Source organism: Streptomyces sp. NPDC104367 (assembly GCF_055583825.1).
Window position 1 is genome coordinate 24,731 of record NZ_JBVJND010000021.1, and the last position, 14,770, is coordinate 39,500.

The following is a 14,770-nucleotide window of genomic DNA, read 5'->3' on the forward strand; positions in this document are numbered from 1 at the left end:
TAAGTTGGCGTTTCGGCGTCGTCAATCGGCAGGTCCGGGTGGTGGGGGCGGGTGGTTGTGACCCGTCGCGCGCCCTGTGCCGTTGACGCTCGCCGGGGCGGCCTCTATAGTAGTGTACTACTTTCTTGGGTGGATCGCCTGATGGTCCGCGACCCGGGAAGCGGACTCGAAGGTGGTCTGAAGGAGTGCCAATGCAGTCGGTCCCCGCCATTCGCATCGACCCCCGAACCGGGCGCAAGGTCTTCGCCACGCGGTCGACCGCTGCGCATCCCGGCCTCACCGGCTCGGGTTACGCGGTCGTCGAGGACGCGCGTCTGACCAGCCTCCCCGGAGCCCCGGACGACACGTCCTTCGACGGCGACCAGCGCGAGCGCTATCGCGCCGAGCGTGAGTCCCGGCGGGGCAAGGCGTCCTATGTAGGGCTCGAAGGCGACTTCGCCCCCTACCTCGCGGACGTCTTCTCCACCGAGCCGGTCCCCAGGCAAGCGCTCGACGACAGCTGTGACGTCCTGGTCGTCGGAGCCGGATTCGCCGGCCTGGTGCTCTGCCACAGGCTCCAGGAGGCCGGCTTCGAGGACATCCGCTTCTGCGAGCGCGGCGGCGACGTCGGCGGCACCTGGTACTGGAACCGGTACCCGGGCGTCGCCTGCGACATCGAGTCCTACAGCTATCTGCCGCTGCTCGACGAGATGGGCTACGTCCCCTCGATGAAGTACGCCTCCGGGTTCGAGATATACAACTACTGCCAGATGGTGGCGGAACGCATCGGGTTCTACGACCGGTGCCTGTTCAACACCGCGGTCGAGGAGGCCCGTTGGGATGGGACGAGCGAGCGCTGGACCGTCCGCACCGACCGGGGTGACACCATGTCGGCCCGTGTCCTGGTCCTCGCCAACGGCATCCTGACCACCCCGAAACTGGCCCGCATCCCGGGCATGGAGACCTTCGCGGGACAGAGCTTCCACACCTCCCGCTGGGACCACTCCGTCGACCTCGCCGGCAAGCGGGTCGGCGTGATCGGCACCGGCGCGACCGCGGTGCAGATCGTGCCCGAACTGGCCAAGTCCGTAAACCAGTTGTACGTCTTCCAGCGGACCCCCTCGACCGTGGACGTCCGCGGTCAGCGCGAGACGACCCAGGAGGAGCGCGAGACGTGGGCGAAGGAGCCCGGCTGGGCGCGGGCCCGCCGCAAGAGGTTCTCCGAACTGCCCCGGGGCCGCGCCGCGATGCTCGCCGACGACGACTATCTCGCGGGCAGGGTGGAGCGCCCCGCGCGTCCGCAGACCGGGCCCGCCGACCTGACGCCGGAGGCTGTCGAACGGCAACTGCAGGCGAACTTCCGCCTGATGGAGCGGATCAGGGCACGTGTGGACGAGGTCGTGGACACACCCGCGACCGCGCAGACACTCAAGCCGTACTACATCTACGGATGCAAGCGGCCCACCTTCCACGACGAGTACCTGCCGACGTTCAACCGGGCCAACACCCACCTGGTGGACGTGGCCCCGGGCGGCGTGGAACAGGTCACCGAGCGCGGAGTGGTCCATGACGGCGTGGAGTACCCGGTGGACGTCCTGGTGTACGCGACGGGCTTCCAGTGGATGGACAGCTCGACCTTCGGGATGGTCCACGGTGAGAAGGGTGAGTCGCTCTCGGGGAAGTGGGACCGGCAGGGCACCAGCACCTTTCTCGGTCTGCACAGCCACGGCTTCCCCAACCTGCTGGTGATGACCGGGCCGCAGGGCGGCGGTGGCGGTCTCAACTTCACCGACGGCATCGAGGCGCACAGCGAGTACGTCACCTGGCTCCTGACCGAGATGCGGGACAGGGGCGTGGACGTCGTCGACGTCCAGGAGAGCGCCGAGGCCCGGTGGTCCGAGCACTGCCGGGACGTGGACGTCGCCACGTCGCCCCTCCGTGACTGCTTCTCCTACTACAACCAGGACGGTGCCGCGCAGCCCGGAAGCCTGGCCTACTACGGCGGGGCGGCCACCTGGCGCCGCTGGTGGCAGGAGGCCCGCGAGGGCGGAGAGCCGTACGTCTTCTCCACGACCGAGTCCGACGCGCCGCCCACTCAGACATAACGGGCGGCACTCCTCCCTGCCGGATGGCCCTCTTCTACCTTGGAAAGCGACCATGACGATGAACGAGAGCGGAGCGGCCCGCCGCTACGGCTTCCTCGAAGGCGTGCACATCGTGGATTGCTCGGTGTCCCTGATGGGCGCGTTCGCGACCCAGCTGCTGGCCGGATACGGCGCCCGGGTCACCAGCCTCGAACTCGACGAACTCCGCCGCAAAGGAGCCACCCCGTTCGCGGACGCCCATCTGCGCACGGCCCCCCACTACGCCCCGTACCTCGACCGGCACAAGAGCGCGGTGCACGCGGACCCGGAGACCGGTGCCGGCCGGGAGCAGATCGTCGGACTGATCGCCTCCGCCGATGTCGTCGTGACCGACTTCCGCCGGGGCGCGGCGACGCGCACCGCCGATCTCCTCGACGACGTCGTGCGGATCCGCCCCGAGATCATCGTGGTGCGCCTCAGCCCGTTCGGCGGGGGCGAGCGCGCGGACCGCCGTGCGTCGGACCTGACCATCTACCACGGCGGCGGCCCCGGATTCGCGACCCCCGGACTCGTCGCCGACCCGGCGTCGATGGCCCCCCTGCGCCCGCGCAGCCACCAGGGGCACTTCGCGAGCGGACTGACCGCCGCCATCACGGTCGTCTCGGCGCTCCACCAGCGGCGGGCGGCCGGCGGCCGGCAGGTGAGCGCCGACCTCAGCGCGTACGAGGCGATGGCCAACATGTTCCGGCAGAACCTGAGCACCTACGCCTACCATGCCGGTGGCCTGCGACGGGACCTCGCCAAGGGACGCGGCGCCGGCGGTACCGCCGACCAGCAGAACCTGCCCTGCCGGGACGGCGCGGTGAACCTCAACTACACCGGTGTCAAACAGTGGGAGGCGCTCCGCGCGATGCTCGACAGCCCCGCCTGGATGGAGGACCAACGGTTCGCCACTCCAGGACTGCGCTACCGCAACTGGAAGGAGATCTACTCCCGTCTCTCCACGTGGCTCGCGGACCGCTCGAAGCAGGAGGTCTTCAACCTGGCCCAGGCCTTCGGCGTACCGAGCGCGCCCGTCAACACCGGACCGGAGATCCTGGCGGAGGACGTACTGGTGAACCGTGGGTTCTGGGACGGGGACGGACCGTCGAGGGTGCCCGCGGGCCCGGCCCTCGTCACGTTCCCCGAGAGGCGAGGAGGATGACGATGGGAGAATCCTCGCAGGTCGGCCGACCGCTCGAAGGTGTTCGAGTGGTCGACTTCACCCAGTTCGTCGCCGGACCGCACTGCACGCTCTGGCTGGCCGCCCTGGGGGCCGAGGTCATCAGGATCGAGTCGCCGAAACGCCCGGACCCGTTCCGGATGTCACTGCTCAAGCCCGGCACGACCCCCACGCTCAACAACAGCTCCGTCTTCGTCGGGACCAACCTGATGAAGCGCAGCTGCGCGCTCGACGTCAAGACCGAGCCGGGGCTGGAACTGTGCCGGCGCCTGATCGCCGAGAGCGACGTCGTCGTCTCGAACTACCGCCCCGGCGTGCTCGACGCCCTGGGGCTCGGCTACGACACCGTGAGCGAGGCCAATCCGCGGCTGATCTACGCGGCCCTGTCCGGCTTCGGCAGCGACAGCGACTACGCCGCGTTCGTCGCCCTCGGGCCGTCCATCCACGCCTTCTCGGGTCTGTCCGCGAGCACGGGGTATCCCGGCGGCCGGGCGGAGCAGATCTTCGGTACCTACAGCGACGTCCTCGCGGGGCAGGCGGCCGCCCTCGCCGTCCTGGCCGCCCTCCACGGACGCGGCGAGGACGACGGAGGCTGCTTCATCGACCTCTCGATGATCGAGGCGGCGATCGCGGTCGCCCCCGAGACGGTGCTGCGGGCGGCGCGGACCGGAGAGGCCATCGGCCCGAGCGGGAACGACGAGACGGGCTTCGCACCCCACGGCTGCTATCCGTGCGCCGGCACGGGGGACTCCTGGATCGCCATCGCCACCTTCGACGACGAGGACTGGCGCGCGGTGGCGGATGTTCTGGAACTCCCGGACGAGGTGCTGGAACGCTTCGGCAGCCCCGAGGACCGCTGGGAGCAGCGGTCCTCGCTCGACGCCGTCCTCTCGGCCGCGACCGTACGCCACGACGTGTTCTCCCTCGCACAGGAGCTGCAGGCCGCCGGTGTGGCCGCCGAGCCGGTGCGCACCGCGAGCGACGTCTTCCAGGACAAGTTCCTGACCGATTCGGGGTACTTCGGAGAGGTCGTCCACAACGAGCTCGACAGCGCCGTACTTCCCAAACTGCCGTTCGACATCAAGGTGGATGGAAGGGCGGACCGGCCGATCGGACCCGCCCCCGACCTCGGCGAGCACACCTACGAGACGTTGAGTGAGGTGCTGGGACTCACCGACGAGGAGATCGTGGAGGCCCACTCGAACGGCGCCTTCGGCCCAGCGACGACGTTCCCCTGTCCATCCCGGCTCGGCGAGCCGACGTAGTGAACCCAGGAGGCGCCATGGCGCGCGAAGCGTATGCCGAGGAGCGCCCGGACGACCGAGCCCCGGACGACCTCACGGCCGAGCAGATCGATGATCTGGTCCTGTACGAGGTGGTCGAGCCGCACATCGCGCTCATCACCTTCAACCGGCCCGAGCGCAAGAACGCGCTCCTGTCCCCGTACAGTTTCCGGGAGCTGGAGCGCAAGGTCGCCCGTGCCGAGGACGACGACGACATCAAGGTCATCGTTCTCACCGGCTCGGGCGGCGCGTTCTGTTCGGGCGTCGACCTGCGCCGGACGCCGGTCGAGTCGGTCGGGCAGCGTCCCGGCGGGCGCCTGCCGCAGTCCGTGCGCATGCACCAGTGGAAGAACCCCAACTCACTGATCCTCAACTGCGACAAGACCGTCATCTGCGCGGTGGACGGACCGTGCGTGGCGGGAGGCTTCAACTACGCGGTCCAGGCCGACCTCGTCGTCGCCTCGGAGACCGCCGTGTTCGGTGAGCCGGAGTCCCGGATCGGATACGCCGGCTTCTCGGTGAGCTTCCCGGTCCTGGCCCTCAAGGCCGGGGTCAACCGCGCCCGGTCGATGCTCCTGACCGGACGGCTGGTCCCCGCGACGGAGATGCAGCAGTGGGGTGTCGTCGAGTCGGTCGTGCCCTCGGAGTCGCTGATGGACGAGGCGATGAAATACGCGCGTGCCGTCGCCTGGCACTCCACGGACAACCTGATGATCGGGCGGCGGTCGCTGCGGATCTTCTGGTCGCTGGTCGGCGCGAAGTCGTACGAGGACTTCGTGAGCGTGGCCCAGCCGCTCTTCACCAACGTGGTGTGGCGCGACGACGAGTTCAACTTCCTCAAGGAGCGCAACACCCTGGGGGTGAAGGGCGCGCTCGGCGAGATGCGCCGCCAGTGGGACGAACTCGGTTTCTAGTCGACCCTTGTGGCCGCTCGTGTCGAGGACACGGGCGCCCCGACTTCACTAAGGAGCGGTGTGTGTCTGCGTCGGTAACGGACTGGAGCTGGCTCGACCGTGGTCTGGCCCCGCGCGCTGTCGCGGTGTACGGAGCCAGCGAGCGGTCCCTGGGGGCCCAGGGTGCCCGGGTGGGCGACAACCTGATGCGGCACGGCTACGCCGACCGCGTCGTCTTCGTCAACCCGCGTCCTCAGACCATTCACGGCGTCGGGACGGTCGCCTCGGCCGCCGACAGCCCGCTGAAGGACCGGCTCGACTTCGCGTTCATCGCCGTCCCCCTGGCCGGCGTCGAGGACGCGGTGGAGGACTGCGCGCGCGCCGGGATCAGGGTGGCCACGGTCGTCACCGCGGGCTTCGGCGAGGTCGACGCCGCCGGTGCGGAGGCGGAGCGACGCGTCCGGGAGCTGGCCCGGGCCCGCGGTGTGCGGTTGTTCGGCCCGAACTGCATGGGCCTGATCAACTTCCGGGACGGCCTCTTCGCGGCCCGGCCCCCCTTCGACGACTGCCGCGCCGGAGCCGTCTCCGTCGTCGCGCAGAGCGGCAACGTCGCCTGCCGTCTGATGGAGGAGGTCTCCGAGTTCGGGCAGGGCGTCGACCTGTGGATGACCATGGGCAACTGCGCGGACATCTCCGTCCCGGAGGTGATCGACTACCTGGTGCAGCGGGACACGACCCGCGTCGTTCTGGTCTACCTGGAGGGTATTCCGGACCCGGCCGCGCTGCGGGAGTCCCTGAAGGCCGCACGGGCGGCGGGCAAGGAAGTGGTGCTGCTGAAGCCCGGCCGCACGGAGCGCGGCAATCGCGCCATCGCCTCGCACACCGGCGCCCTCGCCTCACCCGACGTCTTCGTCGACGCGATGGTCCGCGAGTGCGACGTCGTGCGGTGCCGCACCGTGGGTGAGGCGGCACAGGTCTGCGGACTCCTGCTGACGGTCGGACGACTCCACGGCCGCGTCGTCGTGATGGCGGGCTCCGGGGGAGACGCCGCCCTGGTGTCGGACCTGTGCGAGGAGAACCGGGTCCCCCTGGCGAGCCTGCACCCGGACACCGTGGCGAAGATCCGCGCCATCGCCCCCGAAGCGGGCCTGGCCAACCCCATCGACACCACCGCGGCGGTGGCGCAGCGCGGGCTGACCGGTGAGCTGGACCGCCTGATCGCCGACGACCCCGACGTGAGCTGTGTCGTGATCCTCGGGGGCGCCGCTTTCAAGTACCCCGACTGGCGGCCAGAGTGGATCGAGTCCTCGATCCAGAGGTACGTCGACCTCGCGGGCCGTGTTCCCGTCGTCCACGCGTCGACCATGGGCCGCGCCTTCCGCGAGCGCCTCGCGGCGGCGGGCATCGGACTGGTCGACGACGGGGACGCGGCCTGGCGGGCCCTGCGCGCGATCATCGGCGAGGACGTCGAACCCCACCGCAGCCCCGTCGGGGCGTCGGCGCCGGCCGCCGGGAGCACTCCCGCGGAGGAATCGCACGCGCTCCCCGAACTGGACGCGATGCGCAGGTTCGCGCAGGCGGGGGTCCGCATGATCGAGTCGCACGAGGTCGCCACCGAGGACGACCTGGTCGCCGCCGTGCGCGGCATGCACTACCCGGTCGTCCTGAAGGGACTGCTGCCCGGCGTGACCCACAAGACCGACCGGGGCCTGGTCCAGATCGGGATCCGCACCGAGGAAGCCCTCCACCAGGCCTGGCGGAGGCTCTCCGCCGAGGTCGGCGCCGAAGGCACCGTGGTGCTGCAACCGGAGGTGCAGGGCAAGGTCGCCGAGCTGATCGTCGGCGCGGTGAACGACCCCCGGTTCGGCGTCCACGTCATGCTCGGGGTCGGCGGCACCTGGGCCGAGCTGGAGGGCACCCGCGCCTGGCGGTACGGAGTCCTGTCCGACGACGACGCCCGCGAGATGCTGCGCACGCTCCCGCTCGGCCGAGCGCTCGTCGAAGGACGGCGCGGGATCCGGGCCGACGTGGACGGCGTCGTCGCCGTGCTGCGGCAGGTGAGCCGACTGGCTGTCGAGCACGCCGACGACATCCTCGAACTGGAGATCAACCCGCTGATCGTCGGAACCGACTACGTCGTGGGCGTGGACGGCGTGATCAGGACCAAGGCCTGACGGGCCGGACCGAAGGACTGCGGACCATGGATACACATCTCAGCGACACCCAGGAAGACCTGAGGGACAGCGTCGAAAGGTTCTTCGCCAAGGAGTGCCCCCTCGACCGGGTGCGAGCCGCCGAACCCCTGGGCTTCGACGCCGACCTGTGGCGTGGCGTCACCCGGCTCGGGCTGCCCGAACTCGGGGTCCCGGAGAGCGCGGGCGGCCCCGGCGCGACCCTCGTCGACCTGATGCTCGTGACCACGGCCTGCGGACGGGCGCTGGCCCCCGTGCCGCTCGTCGAGGCGATGGTGGTGCACCGGCTCATGAGCCGGAGCCGCCCCGAGAGCCGGCCGTCACCGGACGAAATCGTCACCTTCGTGCCCCGGACAGTGCGCGGCACCTCCGTTCCGTCGGTCCCGGCGGGCGCGGTCGCCGCGCGGATGATCACCTTCGACGGCGAGCGGCTGACCCTGAGCGGGATCGACGGCGACAGGCCGCGACCGTCCCCCACCAACCTCGGCTCCATGCCCCTGTCCACCTGTGCCGTGCGTGAGGACGCCGAGCTGCTCGCCGAGGGGGAGCGGGCCCGGGAGCTCTTCGCGTCGGCGCTCTCGGAGTGGAAGCTGCTGACGGCCGCGGCCCTGGTCGGAGCGGCCGAGGGGGCCATGGAGATCGCCCTCGGCTACGTCAAGCAGCGCAAGGCGTTCGGCACGGTCATCGGCAGCTTCCAGGGCGTGGCGCACCCGCTCGCCGACGACACCGTGGCGCTCGACGGCGCCCGGCTGCTGTGCCTGGACGCGGCCTGGAACCTCGACCAGGAGGCACCCGACGGCGCGTATCTCACCGCCATGGCCTACTACCACGCCGTCGAGTCCGCCCGGCAGGCCACCGCCGACGCCCTCCATGTGCACGGCGGCATCGGGTTCGCCCTGGAGGGCAGCCCTCAGCTCTTTCTGCGCCGGGCCAAGGCGTGGCCGTTGGTCTGCGGGGATCCGGAGGACGAACTCGGGCCGATCGCGGACCGCATGATCCAGAAGTACCTGGCACAGGAGAGCTGAGATGGACTTCGCGCAACCGGTCAACGAGGAGCTCGCGGCCGAGCTCCGGGGCTTCCTGGACGAGCACTTCCCCGCCGGCATGCGGGCGAGGAGATTCGACTGGCCCTTCGACAAGGAGTTCCACCGGCTGTTCTCCGCGTGGCAGGTCGAGCACCTCGCCGACGCCGGGCAGGCCGAGGCGAACGCCTTCGTCCGCGAGGTGGACCGGGCCGGCCTGGAGCTGCGCTCGACCAGCACCGTCGGTCTGGTCGCCTCGATCCTCGAAGCGGTGGGATCGCCCGAGCAGAAGGCGGACTTCGTGCCGCGTCTGGTCAACGGCGAGTACGTGGCCGTCCTCGGCTACACCGAGCCGGACTCGGGCTCCGACGTCGCCGCGGCCCGCACCCGGGCCGTCCGCGACTGCGACGACTGGGTGATCGACGGGCAGAAGATGTACACGTCGAACGCCGAGATCGGGACGCACGTGTTCCTTCTGACGCGCACCGACCCCGACGTGCCCAAGCACCAGGGCCTGACGCTCTTCCTCGTGCCGCTGGACCTGCCCGGGGTCGAGATCCGCGAGGTGCCGACGCTGCGCGGCCACGCGACGTACATGACCTACTACACCGGGGTCCGGGTCCCCGACTCGTGCCGGGTCGGCGACGTCGACGCCGGCTGGAAGGTGATGCGGGTCGCGCTCGACTTCGAGCACGGCGCCGGTGCCCGGTACTCCCAGGAGGTCAGGACCACCGCCCAGGTCGGCAGGATGGTGACGATGTGGCAGCGCTGGGGACGCCTGGAGGCGCTCTTCCGCCGCACCGTCACATGGGCCGACGGCGCGACCAAGCAGGACGGTTCTCCGCTGCTGGAGGACCCCTACGTACGCCGGCGGCTGGCCCGGGCCGCGATTGACTGCGAGGTCTCGCGCCTTCTCGACGGTCGCAACGACGACGACAGCAGGCAGCCAGGGGTCGGCAACGGAGCGAAGCTCTACGCCTCCGAGGCCTACGTCCGGATCACCGCGGACCTGCTGGATCTCGGCGGCCCCCACGGCCTGGTGGCGCCGACGGCCGACGCCCCCTCCGCCGCGGACGGCTGGCTGGAGTACTCGTTCCGCGACGCGCAGGTCTCCACCATCGCCGGGGGGTGCAGCGAGGTCCAGCGCGACATCATCGCCGAACGCCGCCTGGGCCTTCGCCGGATGCGCGGCAAGGACCAGTGAGGTGGCGAAGCTCCCGCGCAGCACCCGCCAGGACGTTCGCGGCACGCCCCGGCCGACAGCGGTACCGCAAGGGGTGCCCGCACTTGGAGCCCGTGTGAAAGCGCTGAAGATACTGACGGGCGTGCCCGTCCCGCTCGCGGACGGCCTGACCAGCCAGGCGGACGTGTACCTCCCGGACGACGGGGACCGCCACCCGGTCCTGCTGTCCAGGACCCCGTACTCCCGGGCCCTGACCAACCTGGCCCTGTTCAACCCGCTGCGGGCGGCGCGGCGCGGTTACGCGGTGGTCGTCCAGGACTGCCGCGGCCGGTTCGACGCCGAGGGTACGTTCCTGCCGTTCGAGAACGAGGCGGCGGACGGCGCGGCGGCCATCGACTGGTGCCGTCGGCAGCCGTGGGCGGACGGCCGGGTCGGCATGTGGGGGGCGAGCTATGTGGGGGCCACCCAGTTGCTCGCCGCCGCCGGGAGACCGGAGGGCCTGGTGGGCGTCGCGCCGTCCTTCACCGCCGCCGGCTACCGCACCGGCTGGCTGCTGGAGGACGAGGTGCTCCAACAGCACTTCCTCCAGACCTGGACGGCATCCCTCGGCATGACGGCGCCGGGCGCCAGCCGTGCGGCACGCCGTGAGTTCGCGGCCTTCGCCGTCGACCCCGAGGCGTTCACCCGGCCCGTCGCCGAAGCCTTCGGCCCGGAGGCGGCCGAGGCCGTCCCGCACTACCGGACGTGGCTGAGCCGCCGGGACGACCCCGCGTACTGGGACGCGTGGAACATGGACGCCCAGTACGCCGGCCTGCGCACCGCGGGCCTGCACCTGGGCGGTTGGTACGACGCGTTCCTCGAAGGCACCCTGGCCAACTTCCAGGGCCTCACCGAGCACGGTCCCTCCGGCCAGGTACGGCGCGACCAGCGGCTGCTCGTGGGGCCGTGGGAGCACACGGTGATCGAACAGGTCGTGGGGGAGGTCGACTTCGGCCCGGCCGCCGCGCCGGCCGCGGTCGACCTGGCGGGACGGCAGCTCCGCTTCTTCGACGCGGTCATGAGCGGCACGGAGCCGGCGATGCCCCGGGTGCGGGTGTTCGTGATGGGCGCCGACGAGTGGCGGGACTGGCCCAGCTGGCCCCCGCCGCACACCGAGACGGTCTGGTACCTGGACGGCCGTGCCCCGCAGTCACGGCGCGGCGACGGCGTACTGACCCCCGGCGCACCCGAGGACGACCACGCGTGGCGGCTGCTCTTCGACCCGGCGCGGCCGGTGCCCTCCGTCGGAGGCCGGTTCATCGCCCCGGGCACCCGGATCGCCGGGCCGCGCGAGCAGAGCCGGGTCGAGGCGCGGGACGACGTGCTGGTCTTCACCTCGGCGCCGCTGGCCGATCCGGTGACGGTCGCCGGACCGGTGACGGCGGTGATCCACGCCGAGTCGAGCGCCGCCCCCTACGACCTCTGTGTGAAGCTGACCGACGTCGACCAGGACGGCCGGTCCGTCAACGTGGTCGACGGCGTGACCCGGGTGCGCGCGGAGGGGCCCCGCGCCACCTCCGTGTCCCTCGGGTCCACGGCCCACCGGTTCGACCGGGGGCACCGCCTCCGCCTCCAGATCGCGAACTCCAACCACCCGCGCCTGGAACTCGGCAGCACCCAGCCATCCATGACGACGGTCCGCGCGCGTCCGAGCCACGTGGTCCTGCCGGTCCTTGAGGAGGACGCCTCGTGAACGTGACGGTGCTTCTAGACATGGCGGCGGAGGGCATGCCCGACCGCGTGCTCCTGGGCGACCGGCAGCACGGCGTGACAGCACGGCAGCTCAGGGACGACGCGCAGGCCGCGGGGCGCGTCATCGCGGCCTCCGGGACGCCTTCCCTGCTGTACCTGGCGGGCAACGGTCTCGCCTATCCCACCGCGTTCTTCGGGGCCGCCTACGCGCGGGTGCCCTTCCTGCCGGTCAACTACCGGCTGTCGACGGAGCAGCTCGCCGACATCCTGGGACGCCACCCGGACTCCCTGGTCGTCTCCGACACCCCGGAGCGGGTCGCGGCGATCGGGGCCAACCCGACGATGACCGTCGACGAACTGCTCGCCAGGGCACGGCAGGACCGCGGCGACGAGGTGCCCGCCCCGCAGACCGCGGACGACGACGCCGTCGCGGTGCTGCTCATGACGAGCGGGACGACCGCCGCGCCCAAGAGCGCCGTGCTCCGGCACGAGAACCTGACCGCGTACGTGATCGGCTCGGTCGAGTTCATGGCCTCCGAGGGCACCGAGGCGACCATCCTCTCGGTCCCGCCGTACCACGTCGCGGCGGTCGCGAACCTGCTGTCGAACCTGTACTCGGGACGCCGGATCGTCTACCTGGACCACTTCGGTCCGGCGCGGTGGCTGGACGAGGTCCGTACCCAGCGGGTGACCCACGCGATGGTGGTGCCCACGATGCTGGTGCGCATCGTCGAGGAGCTCAGGTCCCGTGACGAGCAGGGGCCGCCCTCGCTGCGGACGCTGTCGTACGGCGGGGCGAAGATCGCCCGGCCGGCCCTGGTCGAGGCGCTCCGGACCTTCCCGGACACGGGCTTCGTCAACGCGTACGGGCTGACCGAGACCGCGTCCTCGATCGCGGTCCTGGGTCCCGCGGAGCATCGCGAGGCCCTGGCCGCCGAGGACCCGGACGTGCGGGCCCGGCTGTCGTCCGTGGGCAAGCCCCTGCCGACCGTCGAGATCGAGATCCACGACGAGAAGGGACGGCCGGTTGCGCCGGGTGTCGTGGGCGACATCGCGGTGCGCGGTCCGCAGGTCGCGGGCGAGTATCTGGAGGGCGGCAGCCGGCTGACCGCCGAGGGCTGGTTCCCCACCCGTGACATCGGCTACCTGGACACCGACGGCTTCCTGTTCGTCAAGGGGCGCTCGGACGACACGATCATCCGCGGTGGCGAGAACATCGCCCCGGAGGAGATCGAGGCCGTCCTGGCCGACCATCCGGCCGTCGCCGACAGCGCGGTCATCGGAGTACCGGACGAGGAGTGGGGACAGCGCATCGTCGCCTGCGTCGTGCTCCGGCCCGGGCGGCGGCTCGACACGGCCGCGCTCGCCGAAGAGATCCGGCAGTTCGTCAAGGCCAGGATGCGCAGTTCCAAGACTCCCGACCGGGTCGTGATGTTCGACGGGCTTCCGACGACGCCCACCGGAAAGGTGCTCCGGCGCACTCTCGTCGACCTGGTGGTCGGCCAGGGCTGACGGGGCGGACCACACCCACGCCGGCACCGGCGGCACGCCGAACCGGGCAGCACACAGCAAGGGAAGGAAAGTGGCACACATGACACGACCTCGCGTCGCGCTGGTGACCGGATCGAGCGGAGGCATCGGCCGGGCGATCGCCAACAGGCTCGCGCGGGACGGCATGTCGGTGGCGATCGCGGCACGCGTCGACGCGCGCTATCCGGCGACACCGCAGGACGCCGTCGACGAGATCCTCGGCTTCGGGGGCCACGCCGTTCCCTTCGACTGCGATCTGTCGGTGGCCCGGGAACGCGGCGAACTGATCTCCCGTGTGACCGACGAACTGGGCCCCGTGGACGTCCTGGTGAACAACGCGGCCGTCTCCACGTTCGAGCCGGTGGCCGAGTTCCGTGCCTCGCGGCTGGACCTCATGCTCGAAGTCCAGGTGCGCGCCGTCCTGGACCTGTGCCAGGCGGTGCTGCCCGCGATGAGGGAGCAGAAGCGCGGCTGGATCATCAACGTCAGCTCCAAGGCGGCGGTACACCCGAAGGTTCCCGCTCCCCGGGCCGACGCCTCCCTGAACACGATCTACGGCGTGTGCAAGGCGGCCGTCGAAAGACTGTCGACCGGTTTGGCAGCGGAGGTCTACGACGAGGGTGTCGACGTCAACGCGCTGGCTCCGACGCACATCGTGCCGACCTTCGGCGCCGGCGCCTTCTTCGATCTGAAGGGGCGCGAGCTGGAGAGCGCGGAGGACATGGCCAACGCCGTGGGATACCTGACCGGTCCGCTCGGCGAGCGCGTCACCGGCCAGGTGCTCTACAGCCAGGACGTTCTCCGGACGGCCGGTATCGAACCCGCCTCCGTCACCCTGCTGTGATCGTCACCTGACCTTGGTCCCCCGAACAGGCACAAGGCGACTCAGGGATCCGTGAGGGACTCCGTCATTCCCACGAAATGACGGAGTCGAGGAGTTCCGGCTGCCGTTGCCGGCGGATCTCCAGGACGGCTTCTCCCTGGCGCTGCGCGATCTTGACGGCTCGGGGCGCGTTTCCGTTCGCGATTTCCTGGGCGAGCAGTCGCGTGGTCTCGACGACTTTCGGCAAATCGGATTTCGTGGTGCGGTCGACCGCGGAGTGGGAGAGGACGACCGTCTCGAAAGCCCGCCCGATCAGATTGAGCATCGGATTGCCCGACATCGCGTGGTACGACTTCACCAGGGTCGGAATCATGTGCGCCTGCTCCTCGATCGGGAGCTGCCCCATCTCCGACAGCAGCGACTCCAGTTGCGCGGCCTGCTCATCGGTCCGGTTCCGGGCGGCCGCGTCCACGATGAGCGGCTTGATCTGTACGTAGGCTTCCAGGAGTTGGCGCCAGGTGCAGCCGGCACACTGGAGGTAGAGCGTCAGGATCTGCGCGAAGTGCTCGGCGGTCGGCTCCTGGAGAACGATTCCGCCAGTACGCCCCATCCGGACTTCCACCAGGCCCAGATATTGCAGAAGGCGCAGTGCTTCACGGAGCGTCGCCCGAGAGACGCCGTACCGGGCGACGATGTCGGCCTCGATGTTGAGGACCTGACCCGGAGCCACGCGACGATCGGCCAGCTCGGAAACGAGGTTGCGGGCCACTTCGATCCACTTGCCGCTCGCTTGAGGCGTCTCGCTGCTGTTTGTCACTGGAAAGCACT

General features: G+C 70.6%; 11 protein-coding genes. 10 read left to right on the forward strand and 1 reads right to left on the reverse strand.

Annotation, left to right across the window (positions count from 1 at the left end):
- The first annotated feature begins 191 nt into the window (after positions 1-191).
- From ACZ619_RS28475 to ACZ619_RS28520, 10 genes are all read left to right on the forward strand, one after another.
- Positions 192-2,084, forward strand: coding sequence for a flavin-containing monooxygenase (locus ACZ619_RS28475; RefSeq protein ID WP_469604652.1), 1,893 nt, complete (start codon positions 192-194; stop codon positions 2,082-2,084).
- Positions 2,085-2,136: 52 nt separating this feature from the next.
- The gene (locus tag ACZ619_RS28480) at positions 2,137-3,267 is read left to right on the forward strand and encodes a CoA transferase (RefSeq protein WP_469604655.1); all 1,131 of its coding nucleotides are present in this window, start codon (positions 2,137-2,139) and stop codon (positions 3,265-3,267) included.
- Between the two features lie 2 nt (positions 3,268-3,269).
- Entirely contained in the window at positions 3,270-4,550 is a 1,281-nt protein-coding gene (locus ACZ619_RS28485; RefSeq protein ID WP_469604657.1) for a CaiB/BaiF CoA transferase family protein, read from the forward strand.
- Between the two features lie 17 nt (positions 4,551-4,567).
- Positions 4,568-5,482, forward strand: coding sequence for an enoyl-CoA hydratase/isomerase family protein (locus tag ACZ619_RS28490; protein ID WP_469604659.1), 915 nt, complete (start codon positions 4,568-4,570; stop codon positions 5,480-5,482).
- Between the two features lie 62 nt (positions 5,483-5,544).
- A complete protein-coding gene (locus ACZ619_RS28495; RefSeq protein WP_469604661.1) occupies positions 5,545-7,635 on the forward strand; it encodes an acetate--CoA ligase family protein in 2,091 nt (696 codons plus the stop codon).
- A gap of 26 nt (positions 7,636-7,661) precedes the next feature.
- A complete protein-coding gene (locus tag ACZ619_RS28500) occupies positions 7,662-8,678 on the forward strand; it encodes an acyl-CoA dehydrogenase family protein (RefSeq protein ID WP_469604664.1) in 1,017 nt (338 codons plus the stop codon).
- Between the two features lies 1 nt (position 8,679).
- A complete protein-coding gene (locus ACZ619_RS28505) occupies positions 8,680-9,879 on the forward strand; it encodes an acyl-CoA dehydrogenase family protein (RefSeq protein ID WP_469604667.1) in 1,200 nt (399 codons plus the stop codon).
- Between the two features lie 121 nt (positions 9,880-10,000).
- Positions 10,001-11,590, forward strand: a complete 1,590-nt coding sequence (locus ACZ619_RS28510; RefSeq protein WP_469604670.1) for a CocE/NonD family hydrolase — start codon at positions 10,001-10,003, stop codon at positions 11,588-11,590.
- Between the two features lie 2 nt (positions 11,591-11,592).
- Positions 11,593-13,101, forward strand: a complete 1,509-nt coding sequence (locus ACZ619_RS28515; RefSeq protein WP_469604673.1) for a class I adenylate-forming enzyme family protein — start codon at positions 11,593-11,595, stop codon at positions 13,099-13,101.
- A 79-nt stretch (positions 13,102-13,180) separates the two neighbouring features.
- On the forward strand, positions 13,181-13,963 hold the full coding sequence (locus ACZ619_RS28520; RefSeq protein WP_469604676.1) for an SDR family NAD(P)-dependent oxidoreductase: 783 nt from the start codon (positions 13,181-13,183) through the stop codon (positions 13,961-13,963).
- Between the two features lie 64 nt (positions 13,964-14,027).
- Here the strand turns inward: ACZ619_RS28520 and ACZ619_RS28525 are convergent, their stop codons facing one another.
- A complete protein-coding gene (locus ACZ619_RS28525; protein ID WP_469604679.1) occupies positions 14,028-14,759 on the reverse strand; it encodes a FadR/GntR family transcriptional regulator in 732 nt (243 codons plus the stop codon).
- Positions 14,760-14,770: the final 11 nt, after the last annotated feature.